The 2323-nt window shown below is 53.3% G+C and carries 2 protein-coding genes; both read left to right on the top strand.

Translation table 11 applies throughout. The annotated features are described in order from the left end of the window. A partial coding sequence (locus H6F80_RS00145; protein WP_190789602.1) for an NAD-dependent succinate-semialdehyde dehydrogenase occupies nucleotides 1-1368 on the top strand: 1368 nt, incomplete at its 5' end. 32 nt (nucleotides 1369-1400) lie between these two features. Continuing rightward, nucleotides 1401-2323: thiamine pyrophosphate-binding protein (locus H6F80_RS00140; protein ID WP_518523487.1), on the top strand; the 923-nt coding region annotated here is incomplete at its 3' end.

Below are 2323 nucleotides of genomic sequence, written 5' to 3'. Positions count from 1 at the left end.
AATCCGGCAACGGGGGAAACGCTCAAGACCTTTGAGCCGCTATCCGATGCGGCAATTTCTGGCGCGATCGATCGAGCGCAGCAGACTTTTGAACAATATCGCGACACCGGGATGGCTCAGCGATCGCAGTGGTTACACCATGCTGCCCAAATTTTGACCGATAAACGAGAGCAGTACGGCAAGATGATGACGCTGGAAATGGGGAAGCCCCTTGCGGCCGCGATTGCGGAAGTTGAGAAATGTGCGCTGGTGTGCCGCTACTACGCCGACCATGCGGCTGAATTCTTGAGCGATCGAGTCATTCCGACCGATGCAGGCAAAAGCTTTGTGCGCTATCAGCCGTTGGGGATTATTCTGGCGGTGATGCCGTGGAATTTTCCCTTCTGGCAGGTGTTTCGCTTTGCGGCTCCGGCTCTGATGGCGGGAAATGTGGGCATTTTGAAACACGCCTCGAATGTGCCCCAATCGGCTTTGGCGATCGAAGAAATTTTGCTGGAAGCGGGATTTCCGAAAGGAGCGTTTCAAACGCTGCTGATTAGCGCAGATCAGGTGAGTCAAATTATTGCAGACGATCGGGTGAAAGCTGCCACGCTGACCGGAAGCGAAGGAGCGGGAGCTAGCCTTGCCAGCGGAGCCGGGAAGCAAATCAAAAAAACTGTGCTGGAACTGGGCGGCAGCGATCCATTTGTCGTAATGGAAAGTGCGGATCTGGAAACGGCGGTTGCTACGGCAGTCACAGCACGGATGATCAACAACGGACAATCCTGCATTGCGGCGAAGCGATTTATCGTGCAGGAGTCGATTGCCGATGTGTTTCTGGAAAAGCTCGTTGCTCGATACGCGGCTCTCAAAGTGGGTGATCCAATGGATGCCAATACTGAGATTGGTCCGCTGGCAACGCCCGGTATTGTGCATGAATTGGCCCATCAGGTGCAAACTGTGGTCGATCAAGGGGGAACGCTGCGGTATGGCGGTGAGCCGGATTCGCTGAAATTAAACGAATCCCTCAAGCGAGGCAATTTCTTTCCGCCCACAATTCTGAGCGATTTATCAATCGATGCTTCGATCGCTCAGGAAGAGTTCTTTGGTCCGGTGGCAATGGTGTTTCGAGTTCCTGATCTGGATGCTGCGATTCGTTTTGCCAACCATAGCCCATTTGGACTGGGAGCAAGTGCCTGGTCGCAAAATCCACAGGAAATCGATCGCTTGATTAACGAAATCGAAGCGGGATCGGTATTTATCAACAGCATGGTTAAGTCTGATCCACGTTTGCCGTTTGGGGGAACGAAGCGATCGGGCTATGGGCGAGAGCTGAGCGAAGAAGGCATCCGTGAGTTTGTGAATATCAAAACGGTCTGGGTCAAATAAGGGTGAAGCAAGGGTCACATGAGGAGTAACTTATGACTGAAATGACGACCGCCCAACTGCTGGTTCAATGTCTGGAAAACGAAGGCGTTGAATATGTGTTTGGGCTACCGGGTGAGGAGAATTTGCACGTTTTGCAGGCACTCAAGCAATCTTCGATTCAGTTCATCACGACCCGTCACGAGCAGGGAGCTGCGTTTATGGCGGATGTCTATGGGCGGCTGACCGGAAAAGCGGGGGTATGCCTCTCGACGCTGGGACCGGGTGCGACGAATTTAATGACGGGCGTGGCGGATGCAAACCTCGATCGCGCTCCCCTGGTGGCCATTACCGGACAGGTGGGAACCGATCGAATGCACATTGAATCTCACCAGTACCTCGATCTGGTGGCGATGTTTAGTCCGGTGACAAAATGGAATACCCAGATTGTGCGCCCCAGCATTACGCCGGAAGTGGTGCGTCGCGCCTTTAAGATTGCCCAAACCGAAAAACCGGGAGCGGTTCACATCGATCTGCCGGAAAACATTGCCGCCATGCCCGTAGATGGGAAACCGCTGCGCCCCGATTCGCGGGAAAAGGTCTACGCTTCGTTTAGTAGCATCGAACGGGCAGCCGCCGCGATCGATCAGGCAAAAAATCCGCTGATTCTGGTGGGAAATGGCGCAATTCGTGCCCATGCCAGCGAAGCATTAACTCGATTTGCCTCCGAACTCAATATTCCGGTTGCCAATACCTTTATGGGCAAAGGAGTGATTCCTTATCAACATCCGCTAGCACTTTGGTCAGTCGGACTTCAACAGCGCGATTATATTAATTGCGGCTTCGACTATACCGACCTGGTGATCTGCGTCGGCTACGATCTGGTGGAATATTCGCCCAAACGCTGGAACCCCACAGGCAATACGCTGATCGTCCATATCGACATGAAGCCTGCTGAAGTAGACAGCAGCTATACTCC

Source organism: Leptolyngbya sp. FACHB-711 (assembly GCF_014695615.1).
GTDB lineage: Bacteria > Cyanobacteriota > Cyanobacteriia > Elainellales > Elainellaceae > Leptolyngbya_A.
Note: the sequence above shows the minus strand (reverse complement) of the source record. Positions and strands in the feature narration are given on the sequence as shown.